This window comes from Parahoeflea alexandrii, from assembly GCF_027214025.1.
GTDB classification, from domain to species: domain Bacteria; phylum Pseudomonadota; class Alphaproteobacteria; order Rhizobiales; family Rhizobiaceae; genus Hoeflea; species Hoeflea alexandrii_A.
Window position 1 is genome coordinate 1 of sequence record NZ_JAPWHB010000032.1, and the last position, 516, is coordinate 516.

Below are 516 nucleotides of genomic sequence, written 5' to 3' on the forward strand. Positions count from 1 at the left end.
GGTGATCACCTCGGGCGTGCAGTCGGGCACGGTTGACGAGCAGGCTGACCTTGCGCCGCTCGCCGACGCCGATCCGGCCGACGTGACCGGCACCATCACCTTTGACGATGTCGACCTGTCGGACGAGCCGCAGGCTTCTGTGACCAACAGCGTGGTGACGACGGCGACGCTCGCCAATGGCTATGTTCTGACGGCTGGCCAGGAAGCCACGCTTCTCGGCGCCTTCAGCCTCGATGATGTGCTCGATGGCGTGAGCAACTCGACGTTCGGCGACGGTTCGGGCGAGATCGCCTGGACCTATGACGCCACCAATGCGGCGATCGACTTCCTGGGCGAGAACGACCAGCTGGTTCTGACCTTCACCGTGACGGTCGACGACCAGAACGGCGGCACCGCCTCGCAGGACGTCACCATCACCATCAACGGCACCAATGACGCGCCGGTGATCACCTCGGGCGTGCAGTCGGGCACGGTTGACGAGCAGGCTGACCTTGCGCCGCTCGCCGACGCCGATCC

At 65.7% G+C, this 516-nt stretch carries 1 protein-coding gene; it reads left to right on the forward strand.

Annotation, left to right across the window (positions count from 1 at the left end; all coding sequences use genetic code 11):
* Positions 1 to 516 (forward strand): VCBS domain-containing protein (locus O4H62_RS26300; RefSeq protein ID WP_269391850.1); only part of this gene is annotated, 516 nt, incomplete at both ends.